Origin of the sequence: Wohlfahrtiimonas sp. G9077 (genome assembly GCF_002252155.1) — a bacterium.
Classification (GTDB): domain Bacteria; phylum Pseudomonadota; class Gammaproteobacteria; order Cardiobacteriales; family Wohlfahrtiimonadaceae; genus Wohlfahrtiimonas.
This window is the reverse complement of the sequence record NZ_NEFD01000001.1, coordinates 301,208-313,852: the sequence shown is the minus strand read 5'-3', so window position 1 is coordinate 313,852 and position 12,645 is coordinate 301,208. Positions and strand designations below refer to the sequence as shown.

Here is a 12,645-nt window from a genome sequence, read left to right as displayed (position 1 = left end):
GCTCCTAAGATTTGGTTTGTGTGGCAGATTTGACAAGCTCTGCAATGCCGCCTAAAGAACCCACAATGCTGCTCGATTCCATTGGCATCATGATGATTTTACTGTTGTCGCTGTCGGCAATTTTCCCAAAGGCTTCTACATATTTTTGCGCCACAAAGTAGTTGATGGCTTGTGTGTCGCCTTCTTGAATCGCTTTAGAGACAATGGCTGTGGCACGTGCTTCGGCTTGTGCTAAGCGTTCGCGGGCTTCAGCTTCCATAAAGGCGGCCATTTTTTTGGCTTCTGCATCTAAAATGACGCTTTGTTTTTCACCTTCTGCTTTGAGGATTTCTGCTTGGCGCATGCCTTCTGCTTCTAAAATGGCCGCACGTTTTTCACGTTCTGCCTTCATTTGTCTTGCCATGGCATCCACCAAATCACGCGGTGGGGCAATGTCTTTAATTTCAATGCGTGTCACTTTAACGCCCCAAGGCGCTGTGGCATGATCCACCACATCGAGTAAACGCGCGTTGATTTCATCGCGTTTAGAGAGTAATTCATCTAAATCCATCGAGCCCATCACTGTGCGAATGTTTGTCATGATGAGGTTAATGATGGAGAGTGTTAAGTTATTGACCTGATAAGCCGCTTGGGCAGCATCATTGATCTGAAAGAAAACGACGCCATCGACGCGCACCATGGCATTGTCGCGCGTGATGACCTCTTGTGACGGGACATCCATGACTTGCTCCATCATATTGATGCGTTTACCGATGCGATCAAACACAGGCACAATTAAGTTAATGCCTGGGTGAAGCGTGTGGGAATAACGCCCAAAACGTTCTACAGTAGCTTGTTGGCCTTGAGGAATGATCTTCACCCCAAGATACAACACAACAACCGCCGCGATGATGATCAGTAAAATCAATGAGGATAAGCCTGTCATGAATGCTCCTTAGTTATGATTGTTCATTATGCACTGAATGAGTTTCCGCAGCCGCATGTGGTGGTGGCATTTGGATTGCGAATCACAAATTGTTCACCTTGTAGGTTTTGGACATAATCAATGTCTGCGCCCACTAAATATTGGTAGCTCAATGGATCGATCAATAAAGTCACGCCTTGATTGATCACTTCCACGTCACCGGCTTCCACTTCTTCAGCAAAGGTAAAACCGTACTGAAAACCAGAGCAACCGCCCCCTTGGATGTAAACACGCAACATTAAGTTGGGGTTTTCTTCATCGGCGATCAAAGATTTCACTTTGAGGGCTGCGGCATCTGTAAAATTAATTCCTGTATCTGACATAACGACCTCCTGTAAATTTCACCATTATATGAGAAAACGCCACTGATTACACCTGTTTCCCACGAATATGTTCTTGCCAGAGCGGTAAGATGCGCTCTGCCACGAGCGGGGCAAAATTCAGGGCAGGATAATCGGTGGCATTGAGCCAAACAATCTCTTCAATTTCTGCTTGTGGGGCAATGGTGATGCCTGCTGGCAAAGTGATGCGAAAAAGATTGGATTCAATGCGGTAACCAGGTTCATTGGCTGCTTTGGCATCATAGGTTTGTATGAAATGCGCATCCGTAGGTGCGATGGTTAAATCAATCTCCTCTTGTAATTCACGCAGTAAGGCATCAAGCGGCGATTCTGTGCCATCAATTTTGCCCCCAGGCAGCATGAATTTTTCAGTGTTGCGTTTACGCACAAGGAGCAAACGGTCATTGTGATCAATCACCATGGCAGCGGCGATGTAAAAATAGTTGGGTTTGCGATCGGTCATGATTGTCTTGAAAGTCGAAGTAAAGGAGCCATCATCATGCGATCATTCATGGCGAACTGCAAGATGCAATGATGGTCAATCATTTGTCAGTTGCCGTGCGATTGGCTATAGTCAATCTTTTTAGGGAGATCAATATGAGCGAATTATACATTGTGACCGGCGCTTCTAAAGGCATTGGTGATGCTTTGGCCACACAATTAGAGCGAGAAGGGCACACAGTGTTGCGTTTAGCGCGCACCAATCCAAGGGCTTTACCCAATTTAATCACAGTGGATTTAACAGATTTAGCAGCGGGCGTTGATGTGATGACGCAATGGTTATCCCCAAAGCTAGTGGATGCAACGCACGTCACCCTCATCAATAATGCCGGCACAGTAGAGCCCATTGGTGTGGTGGGTAAAATGGATGCCACACAAATCAGTCATGCCTTGTTGCTCAATGTTGGGGCAGTGATGGCTTTGACGAATGCTTTTGTGGCATTGACGGAATCATTCAGTGGTGAAAAATGTGTGATGAACGTCTCCTCTGGCGCTGCTCATAAAGCGTATGAAGGTTGGGCGGCTTATTGCGCCACAAAAGCTGCAGTGGATCATTTTACGCGCGTGCTGTTTATAGAGCAGCAAACTAAAGACAATCCTGTCAAAGTTGTGTCGATTGCCCCAGGCGTGATTGATACAGACATGCAAGCGGTGATCCGCAGCAGTACGCCTGAACTGTTTCCAAACCTCAAACGCTTTATCGATTATAAAACAGACGCTAAATTAAGCACGCCCACAGAGACTGCAAAAGTTTTGATTAGCCATCTGCGCTCTGAAAAAATGGGCGCTGCGGCAACTGCAGATGTACGAGATTAAAAAGTATTTGAATTTGTCTAATGTAATTGCTATGTTGCTAAAGCTCTGCATTTTGTGTCAAACGCAGTGCATCAGTCATTTTTCAAAATTAATTAGAGTAGAGATCTTATGAGTTTATTAGTGCAAAAATTTGGTGGGTCATCCGTCGCAAACCTTGATAGAATTCGAAATGTTGCTAATAAAATCAAAAAGTTCAAAATGCAGGGGGATGATCTCATAATCGTTTTATCGGCCATGTCCGGTGAGACAGATCGCTTACTCAATTTAGCTAAGGACATTGATCAGTTTCCTAATCAACGCGAGATGGATGTGTTGCTCTCCACCGGTGAGCAAGTGACCGTTGCTTTATTGAGCATGATGTTAAATTCAATGGGCATCAAAGCAAAATCTTATACAGGCGCGCAAGTGGGCATCATTACCAATGAAGTGCACACAAAAGCGAAAATTGAGCGTGTACAAGAAGACAAAGTGCGTAAAGATCTCGAGGACGGCTATGTGGTTGTTGTGGCCGGTTTCCAAGGTGTGACCGCAGGCGGTGAAATTACAACATTAGGCCGTGGCGGTTCAGACACCACAGCCGTTGCATTAGCTGCACAATTTAAGGCCGATGAGTGCCAAATTTATACGGATGTCGATGGCGTTTATACAACCGATCCTAGAATCGAAAAAAAAGCACGAAAATTAGACACCATCACATTTGAAGAGATGCTTGAGCTTGCAAGCTTAGGCTCTAAAGTTTTACAAATTCGCTCAGTAGAATTAGCGGGCAAATACAATGTTCCTCTGCGTGTATTATCATCTTTGATGGATGAACCAGGGGAAGGCACTTTAATTACGTTTGAAGAAAAGGAACATTACGTGGAATCTGAAATCATTACTGGCATTGCATTAAACCGTGACGAAACACAAATTACTGTGCTTGGGGTACCGGATCGTCCGGGCATTGCCTTCAATATCTTAGATGCTGTGGGCAAAGAAAACATCGATGTGGACATGATTGTTCAAAACATCAGCCAAGATGAAACCACAGATTTCACATTTACTGTCAATGCGCCTGATTATGATCGCGCATTGCTCATCACGCAAAATGTTGCCAATGAAATGGGTGCAAAAGAGGTGTTAGGCCGCACAGACATTGCAAAATTGTCTGTTGTTGGTGTTGGCATGCGCACAAACAGTGGCGTGGCCAGTCGTATGTTCCATGCATTGGCAAAAGAGAAGATCAACATTCACATGATCTCAACCTCTGAGATCAAAGTGTCTGTGATCATTGAAAGTAAATATGCAGAGCTTGCCGTGCGTGTGTTGCATGAAGAGTTCTCTTTGCATTTGAGTCACTAAGAATGATGTAATCTTTAAAAGCACACTTTGATGAGGATTAAAGTGTGCTTTTTTTCAATGGGTGGCGTATGTTTTCGTTGAAACATTATCTTGGCTCTTTCACCATTTTATTGGGCATTGTAATTGGTGGCGCAGTGGGTGCGTTGCTCGGGCAGCAGGGCATTCAATGGTCAATGTTTGGTGACGTGTGGCACATTTCTTCGCGCTCATTTGCACCAATTGGGCAGATTTTTTTAAATATGATGTTTGTCACCATCGTGCCGCTTGTGTTTTTTAGCATCACCTCCGCCATCACGAAAACGGCGCAAACAGTACGCCTGAAGCGCATTTTATGGGCAGGCTTGTGGGTCTTTTTAGTGACGGCATTTGTCATCGCCATCATCAGTTATTTTGGTTTTGTGTGGTATCAACCACTCGCGGGCTATGATCTCAACGCTTTATTGGCAAGTCATGGACAAACCATTAACATCACTGAGATTCCGATCTCTGAGATGCTCATTAAAACCCTCTCGGCAGGTGATTTTCTGGAGTTGTTTCGCCGCAATAATCTATTGGCATTGATCATTTTCTCCTTATTATTGGGCAGCGCTGTGATGATGAGTGGAGAAAAGGGGCAACCTCTGGTGCGCTTTTTTGAATCTGGCATGTCGGTGATGCTCAATTTGGTCAAAATCATTATGTATGCGGCACCCATTGGCTTAGGCTGTTATTTTGCAGATATTGTGGGCGATCTTGGTCCTCAGATCGTGGGTGCATATGCGAATGTCTTGGTGCTGTATCTTATTTTAACGTTGGTGGCATTTTTTGGCTTAAATACGCTGTATGCATGGTTAGCGGCGGGGCGATTGGGTGTTTGCGTGTTTTGGAAAAATGCCTTAACGCCTGCCTTGACTGCTGTTGCGACGACTTCAAGCGCCGCGTGCATTCCGGTAAATTTAATGGCTGTACAAAAGATGCAAGTGCCAAGCGACATAGCGGACACCATTATTCCTCTTGGGGCAAACACCCATAAGGATGGCTCTGTGATGGGCGGCGTGTTTAAAATCCTCTTTTTACTCACGCTTGTGGGCATTCCCTTTCAATCATTTGGCATGTTTGTGGCAGTGATTTTAGTGGCAATGGTGGTGGGCATTGTCATTGGCGCGATTCCAAGTGGCGGGCTGACGGCAGAAGTGTTCATCTGTACGATTTTTGGTGTGCCGGTTGAATATGTGGGATTGATTTTGGTGATCAGCATCATCATCGACATTCCTGCAACACTACTGAATTCAACGGGCAATAATGTGTGTGCAATGCTGATCACACGAATTGTGGAAGGTAAGCATTGGTTAGCGCATAAAAGTAGCGCTATAATGTCTAAATAAATTAAATGATAAGGTTGATATGTCAGGCAATAGTATTGGTAAATTATTCACAGTGACCACGGCTGGGGAAAGCCATGGCGCAGGGTTGGTGGCCATCGTTGATGGTTGTCCACCAAACATCCCCTTAACAGAGGCGGATTTACAGGTGGATTTAGATCGCCGTAAACCCGGTACATCACGTCACACCACGCAACGCAGGGAAGATGATGTGGTGGAAATCATCTCTGGGGTGTTTGAAGGGAAAACAACAGGCACCGCGATTGCATTGTTGATTCGAAACACAGATCAGCGCTCAAAAGATTATGGCAACATTGCCGAGCAATTTCGCCCAGGTCATGCCGATTATACGTATTATCATAAATATGGCATCCGTGATTATCGCGGTGGCGGTCGCTCAAGCGCGCGTGAAACAGCAGTGCGTGTCGCGGCAGGTGCCATTGCTAAAAAAGTTTTGGCGGCACAATTTGGCGTGAAAATTTATGGCTATTTGTCACAATTAGGGCCAAATCGTCCTTCAAGCTTTGATGCCACCGTGATCGAAAACAATCCATTCTTTTGGCCTTGTGAAGCGGACATTCCAACATTAGAAAGCTATATGGATAACCTTCGTAAATCTGGCAATTCTGTGGGTGCAGCGGTGACTGTGATTGCAGAAGGTGTGCCCGTTGGATTGGGCGAACCTGTGTTTGATCGCTTAGATGCAGAGTTAGCCCATTCACTGATGAGCATCAATGCCGTGAAAGGCGTAGAAATTGGCGATGGCTTTGATTGCATCGAAGCCCTTGGCACAGAATTTAGAGATGAAATGACCAGCACCGGTGGCTTTTTAAGCAATCATGCGGGTGGGATTTTAGGTGGGATTTCATCGGGGCAGCCCATTGTGGCACGCATTGCCTTAAAACCTACATCGAGTTTACGTTTAGAAGGGCGCAGCATTAACCAACACGGTGAGGATGTCACTGTGGTGACCAAAGGTCGCCATGATCCTTGCGTTGGCATTCGTGCAACGCCCATCGCAGAAGCCATGATGGCCATGACGCTCCTTGATGCAGCGCTGCGCCACCGTGGGCAAAATCAGAAAATTTAGGAGATAAACATGACAACGGCTCATCCATTGTATCGTCCACGTCGTTTACGCAGAAGCACTGCGATTCGTCAAATGGTGCAGGAGAACTTTTTTTCACTCAATGATTTGATTCATCCAATCTTCATTGAAGAGGGGCTAACGGAAGCTGTTCAATTGAAGACATTACCGGGTGTGTATCGTTATCCTGAGACGGATTTAACCAAAGAAGTCAAAGAATTGGCAGCCCTTGGCATTAAATACATCATGCCATTTGGGATCTCTCATCATAAAGATGCCATCGGCAGTGATACATGGAGCGATGAAGGTTTATTGGTGCGCATGATCCGCACAATCCGTGAAGCAGCGCCTGAAATGGTGATCATTCCGGACATCTGTTTTTGTGAATACACCGATCATGGTCACTGTGGCGTTTTGTGTGAACATGGCCATGTGAAAAATGATGAAACCATTGAAAATCTTGCACGCCAAGCGGTGGCTGCGGCGAAGGCTGGGGCAGACATGCTTGCGCCTTCTGCGATGATGGATGGTCAAATTGCTGCGATGCGTGAAGCATTAGATGCTGCAGGTTATGAGCACGTGGGCATTTTAGCCCATGCCATTAAATTCTCCTCAGCATTTTATGGTCCGTTTAGAGAAGCTGTGAACTCTGAATTGTCCGGTAACCGCAATGAATATCAAGCTGATTACGCCAATGGCCGTACAGCAATGATTGAAGCGGAACTTGATGAAGCAGAAGGTGCGGACATTTTAATGGTCAAACCTGGCACGCCGTATTTAGATTTAGTGGCACGTCTTCGTCAGCAAACGAATTTACCTGTGGCAGTGTATCAAGTGGGCGGTGAATATGCGGCGATTAAATTTGCATCAATGGCAGGCGCATTAGATGAAAAAGCCATCGTTAAAGAAACCATGATCGGTTTTAAACGCGCGGGTGCGGATGTGATCGTCAGCTACTACACCAAACAGATCGCGCAGTGGTTGCGTGATGGTGAAATTGACAGCTTGAGCCGTTAATTTTTATAAAATGTAGTAAGAAAATAGTGTGAAAAACCCTTTGAGTGCTTTGTTCTCAAAGGGTTTTTTATGGTGAGTCAAATCATGAAGGTTTTATTTATCGATTTAATATTGTAATGTAGTCGATTGTATTACTATAATGCTCGTTTTTTCGAGCAATGACTAGACTGGAAGATTGGAGGAAAGCATGTCGGATTCACAGGTGACTGAGCCATCGGTTTCATCACCAAAAGTTTTGAAAGGCGTTATCATTACCGCCATTGCAGCTGTATTATCATTCGTTTTATATGAGATTTTACCTTACGATACCAATGCCAATAAAGGCTTAGCCATTTTACTCTTTGTGGCCATTTTGTGGTTTACAGAAGCCATTCATATCTCGATCACCGCATTACTCATTCCCATTTTAGGCGTGGCAACAGGCTTGCCGGGCTTAGATACTAAAAAAGCGTTGAGTACGTTTGCAGATCCCATCATCTTTTTATTCTTCGGCGGCTTTGCGTTAGCAACGGCATTGCATGTCCAAAAAATTGATAAGAAAATCGCTTTTTGGTTGATCTCCATGTCCGGCTCACATTTAGGGGTGGCAACGCTCTCAATTTTTGGTGTGACAGCATTTTTATCCATGTGGATCAGTAACACCGCAACCGCCGCGATGATGTTGCCGCTTGCCCTTGGCATTATGAGTCAATTGGATCAAAAACAAGATCGCAATACGTTTGTGTTCATATTGCTTGGGATTGCGTATTCTGCGAGTATCGGTGGTTTAGGCACGATGGTGGGTTCACCACCAAATGCCATTGCCTCCAAAGCGCTTGATTTAGACTTTGCTGAGTGGATGAAATATGGTTTGCCCATGGCGATAGTTTTATTGCCATTGATGTTATTGGCGATGTACATCGTATTGCGCCCACGTTTGAACCGTAAAATCGTGGTGGAAACGGTGGAAATTCCGTGGACAATCTCCCGTGTCATCACTTTAGCGATCTTCATCATCACGGCAATTGCTTGGATTTGTGGCGGTTGGATTGGCTCAACTTTTGGCATCAGTAGCCCAGATACGTGGATTGCCATTGCGGCAGCAGTGGCTGTGGTGCTCTTTGGCTCTGCAAATTGGAAGCAAGTGTCTGAAAATACAGATTGGGGCGTTTTATTCCTATTTGGTGGTGGTTTAACACTGAGCGCGATGCTTAAAGATTCGGGTGCTTCTTTAGTACTTGGCCAACAAGTGGCAACCACTTTTATCCACGCCCATCCATTCATTGTGATCGTGGTGGTGACAGTGTTCATCATTGCATTGACAGAGTTTACAAGTAATACAGCCTCTGCGGCGCTTTTGGTACCTGTATTTGCGAGCATTGCAGCGCAAATGGGTTTACCCAAAGAAGTCTTGGTCTTGGTGATCGGTATTGGTGCATCGTGTGCCTTTATGTTGCCAGTTGCAACGCCGCCGAATGCCATTGTGTTTGGCACAGGTTTGATCAAACAAAAAGAGATGGTGAGCGTTGGTTTTATCCTCAACATCTTCTGTGTGGTGTTGATCAGCTTATGGGCATATTTCTTTTTGCTCTAAGTAACGTAATATTAATAAAAAAGGGAGCTTTGGCTCCCTTTTTTGTCTTCAATCAATGATGAAATTAATCAATTTTCTTTAAGATGTTGTCAAACCATGCCACGTTCAATACATCTAATAAACGGTTTTGGCTGGTGCGTGCGGTTAAGTTATCAAGATCAATCTCTTTAACGTTTTGATCTTGCCCAGCGCAAGTGAACACAGCTTTGGTGCGTTTTTTCGTGATGGGGTCGATTTGCCATTGTAAACATTGACCACACACACCTTTCATCATGCACTGCATCGGGCTGCCAACCGTGCCCATCACTTCAACATCTGCTTTGAAGATTGGCGTTAAGCGTCCACCTTCTGACAACTCTTTTTGTAAGCCTTTGAGTAAGCTTGTAGAACCTAACGCAAGCATGCGATCAATGCTGGATAAATCCACCACGCCATCTTTATCTAACTCATGCAAAAGCTCGATCATGTCTGTGGCGATGACAGAAGAGTCCTGAGCACGGCGCGCAGTGACTTTCTCACCTTTTTGCACACACCAAACGATTTGATCGGTGCTAGCTTCTAACTCATCCATTTTATCCATTTCAGAGGCTTGGCCAAGGGTTGCAATGTAGGTGATTTTATTGCCTGCTTCACGCAATACCGGCGCTAAGTCAAGCATGATAGCAGTGCCCCAGCGACCAGCCATGATGAGGATATTTTTGTTGCTTGGAATGTCTGTCGGTGCGCCTGTTGGACCGGCTAACACCAAACGGTCACCTTTTTTCAAGCGTGACACCAAACGCGGCGCAACGCCCCATTGGAACACCATCAAACGAATGGCATCATCTTTTGAGCCGGTGCCCGATGCGGTAAAGAGTGGAATTTGTAAACGCGTATCATCCACAATTTGGCCATCGACTTCATACGTTTGTAGACGGAAGAATTGCCCCGGTTTAAAGTTACGCGCCACAAAAGGTGCTTTAACCCAAACTTCAGCAACAGCAGGATTGTCCAATTTCACGGATTCAATGGTGACGGTTAAACCTTCTGTCATCACGCGGCTGAGCTCTGCATTATCCACATGGTTGGCGGGCAATGCCTTCATCGCTTCAATCACTTGATCTGCAGTGCGTTTTGCACTGGTGATGGCTTTAACCACGTTGCCATTAAATGTTGGGTGCGTATCCCCAATGTATGAAACGCGATGGTCTTTATGGTTAAAAGAGGTGAACGGTGCAAAATCATCTTTCACAGTTTTGCTACGATCATAAGCCACTTTATTGCCCAAAATATCATAACCTTGGAAATGGTGCTGATCTTCCACTTCTAAGGTGCCATGTTCTGTGGCGTAAATGGTATTTGGTGATGTTCCTGCGGCCACTAACACTGTACGTGCAGGTAGGGTGACAGCTTCGCCATTTTTGCTAAAGGAGATGCTTTCAATGTGACCATATTTGTCTAAATTCACGCCCGTTGGGTTTAAAGATTCGCCATAGAAAATTCCTTCTTCAAAGGCTTTGGTGATCTCTTCGTGGTTTAAGGTATAAGCTGGAGATTCTTGCATTGTGCGGCGATACGCCAACAACACGCCGCCCCATTTGTGTAAAAGTGGCGTAAAGTTAGGTGCTTCACCGGCAGCGGCTGCGCGCTCACGTTCGGCTTTCACTTCACGGCCATGGGTTAAGAATTCATCTAAAATGTCATGATCTTCAGGTGTGAAGAGTTTCGCACGCACAGCGTCCTCACCCAATGTTTCCACGCGGTGTAAGACTTTTTCCACTTGCTTGATGTAGTAAGCTTGCATCTCTGTGGCGGCATCGACAGCGGTTAAACCGCCACCAATGACCACGGCAGGCATGCGCACTTGTAATGTGGAGAGGGAGGTTTCTTTCGCTGCACCTGTCAATTGCATCGCCATTAAAAAGTCAGACGCTTGACGCATGCCGCGCGCTAATGAGTTTTCAATGTTCAATACACGCGGTAAACCGGCGCCCACCGCCATGGAAACGTGATCAAAGCCCATTTTAAAGGCATCTTCTAACATCAATGTGCCACCTAAACGGACGCCGCCGAAGATCTGTACATTGTTACGGCGTGCAAGCACTAAATAGATGAGGCGAAGGAAGTTTTTATCCCAACGCACGGTGATGCCGTATTCGGCCACACCACCAAAGCCATATAAAATACGGTTGGCTAAATCTTCTTCTAAAGATGACCAATGTTCTACTGGGCCATTGAGGAGTGCTTCAGGCAATGGCTCAATTTTTAAGCCATCGACAGCCACCACATGGCAACCGGCTTGGGAAAGATAATGGGTCATGGTAAAGCCGGCAGGGCCAAGGCCTGAAACCAAAACTTTACGATTTGCGCTATCTGTAGGGAGATAATCGGTTTGTTTTAATGGATTCCATCGTGTGAAAATGTCATAAATCTCAACGCCCCATGGTAAATTCAACACACTTGTCAACACATTGGTTTCAATTTGTGGAATGTTAACCGGTTCAGTTTTTTGATAGATACAGGCCTTCATACAGTCATTACAAATGCGATGGCCGGTGGCAGGTACCATAGGGTTTTCGATCATGATCATGGCAAGGGCGCCCACAACGTGGCCGGACTTACGAAGTGTGATCATCTCGGAGATTTTTTCATCCAGTGGACAACCGGTTTGTGTATTGCCAAAGGCATCTTTTTTTAAGCCGAGCTCAGGTTGTGCCTTTTTAACCGGAAAGCCTTTACTACAAAAGTCACCATCATGATCATGGCAATATTTACAGTAATCGGTTTCGCCCGCGATGTCATGGTCACACATGCGGCTGTCGGTGAGGTGAAAACCATCACGGCGGCGATCTTTGCCATCCCCTTTTTTAACAGGAATCCCTTTAAATGTGATCTCTGTGCTGTTGACTAAAGCTTGTGGGTCAACGCGCTCTGGGAATTTAAAGGAGACCCAATGTTGCGTCAATGCTTTGCCTTCATCGGTATTGAGCGCAAGTGTTGCCCATTCGATGATGGTTTTCTCTTCGTTCGATTCAGCCTCAAGCGCCATGGCATATTTTGCGAGGGCAAATTCAAAGTTCTCAGCCGTGGCACCACTTTTTGCCATCACTTGTTCAGTTAAGGCATCAAAACTTTCGGTGATCTCTTGCTTGTAACGTTTTGCGCCGCGTTGTACATAGCGATTTTTAAACTCGAGGACAATGGCTTCATCGGCCGCTTGTTCAAAGTAAAAATTGGTGTGATCTTCAATTTTTAATGTCTCGCTGATGAAGCGGTTGAGGTGACGAGCAATCTCTAATTGCAGCTCAGAGGTTTCAACTGCAGTGAGCGTGAGCGCATTTTTACGCCAAGCGGTGATTGTACTATTTAATTCTGGTGATAAGCTTTTTAAAAAAAGCGCATCGAGCGACACTAAGCCTTCTTTCGTTTTGAGGGCATCAAAAGAGAGCGCGTAAGGTCTCCAAAGGTCGTTAAAATCAGTCATTTCGGCATCCTAATTTAATTTACATAAGTCTTGCACAGATAGAATAAGGCAGTATTGTATCTAAAAATTTAATTAGATGTTGAGATGTAAGTCATCATTGCCGATTTTCGTGGGGTTGCTTATTTATAAAATCGCGCTACATTAAAGTTCCTAATCCATTCACATCAATTTGGAGGAAACC

Annotated in this window: 10 protein-coding genes; 6 read left to right on the top strand and 4 right to left on the bottom strand. The window is 45.3% G+C overall.

What is annotated here, in order from left to right; translation table 11 throughout:
• Positions 1–4: 4 nt before the first annotated feature.
• Genes B9T20_RS01445 through B9T20_RS01435 form a run of 3 tightly spaced genes read right to left on the bottom strand, consistent with a single transcriptional unit; the run spans position 5 to position 1,768 of the window.
• Positions 5–925, bottom strand: a complete 921-nt coding sequence (locus B9T20_RS01445) for an SPFH domain-containing protein (RefSeq protein WP_094489481.1) — start codon at positions 923–925, stop codon at positions 5–7.
• A 26-nt stretch (positions 926–951) separates the two neighbouring features.
• Positions 952–1,287: an iron-sulfur cluster insertion protein ErpA gene (gene erpA, locus B9T20_RS01440; RefSeq protein WP_094489480.1), complete on the bottom strand. Its 336-nt coding sequence runs from the start codon at positions 1,285–1,287 to the stop codon at positions 952–954.
• 46 nt (positions 1,288–1,333) lie between these two features.
• Entirely contained in the window at positions 1,334–1,768 is a 435-nt protein-coding gene (locus B9T20_RS01435) for an NUDIX domain-containing protein (RefSeq protein WP_094489479.1), read from the bottom strand.
• A gap of 134 nt (positions 1,769–1,902) precedes the next feature.
• Between B9T20_RS01435 and B9T20_RS01430 the strand changes: the two genes are divergently transcribed.
• From B9T20_RS01430 to B9T20_RS01405, 6 genes are all read left to right on the top strand, one after another.
• Complete coding sequence (locus B9T20_RS01430; protein WP_094489478.1) at positions 1,903–2,622, top strand: SDR family NAD(P)-dependent oxidoreductase; 720 nt, start codon at positions 1,903–1,905, stop codon at positions 2,620–2,622.
• Between the two features lie 108 nt (positions 2,623–2,730).
• Positions 2,731–3,963, top strand: coding sequence for an aspartate kinase (locus B9T20_RS01425; RefSeq protein ID WP_094489477.1), 1,233 nt, complete (start codon positions 2,731–2,733; stop codon positions 3,961–3,963).
• 68 nt (positions 3,964–4,031) lie between these two features.
• Positions 4,032–5,327 (top strand): dicarboxylate/amino acid:cation symporter, encoded by a 1,296-nt coding sequence (locus B9T20_RS01420; RefSeq protein WP_094489476.1) that lies wholly within the window; start codon positions 4,032–4,034, stop codon positions 5,325–5,327.
• 19 nt (positions 5,328–5,346) lie between these two features.
• On the top strand, positions 5,347–6,414 hold the full coding sequence (gene aroC, locus B9T20_RS01415; RefSeq protein ID WP_094489475.1) for a chorismate synthase: 1,068 nt from the start codon (positions 5,347–5,349) through the stop codon (positions 6,412–6,414).
• A 9-nt stretch (positions 6,415–6,423) separates the two neighbouring features.
• Entirely contained in the window at positions 6,424–7,428 is a 1,005-nt protein-coding gene (hemB, locus tag B9T20_RS01410; RefSeq protein WP_094489474.1) for a porphobilinogen synthase, read from the top strand.
• Between the two features lie 187 nt (positions 7,429–7,615).
• Positions 7,616–9,001, top strand: coding sequence for a DASS family sodium-coupled anion symporter (locus tag B9T20_RS01405; RefSeq protein ID WP_094489473.1), 1,386 nt, complete (start codon positions 7,616–7,618; stop codon positions 8,999–9,001).
• A 64-nt stretch (positions 9,002–9,065) separates the two neighbouring features.
• On the opposite strand, the gene B9T20_RS01400 is transcribed toward B9T20_RS01405, so the two are convergent.
• The gene (locus tag B9T20_RS01400; protein ID WP_094489472.1) at positions 9,066–12,464 is read right to left on the bottom strand and encodes an FAD-dependent oxidoreductase; all 3,399 of its coding nucleotides are present in this window, start codon (positions 12,462–12,464) and stop codon (positions 9,066–9,068) included.
• Between the last annotated feature and the right edge of the window lie 181 nt (positions 12,465–12,645).